General features: G+C 63.8%; 1 protein-coding gene. It reads right to left on the reverse strand.

The features are described 5' to 3' along the window. Positions 1–229 (reverse strand): hypothetical protein (locus tag SB822_RS61530; protein ID WP_410859722.1); only part of this gene is annotated, 229 nt, incomplete at both ends.

Raw genomic sequence — 229 nt, forward strand, 5'->3', positions numbered from 1 at the left:
GTCACGCTCTCGTCCTCGGACGGATCGCGCAGCAGGGTGAAGGAGTTTTCCGAGTGGTGGACCTTCAGCTCGGGCGCACCTTCGTAGCCGTAGTACGCCCACATGGCGTGGAAGCGCTTGTAGACGTCGGCCCAGACCTGGTTGTCGAGCTCCTCGACCTTGTACCAGGCATAGAGCTCGTCCCAGGAGCAGGTGGCGGCGCCGTACTGGATGACGCGGTCGATCAGGC

Source organism: Paraburkholderia sp. SIMBA_054, from assembly GCF_046534875.1.
GTDB lineage: Bacteria > Pseudomonadota > Gammaproteobacteria > Burkholderiales > Burkholderiaceae > Paraburkholderia > Paraburkholderia hospita.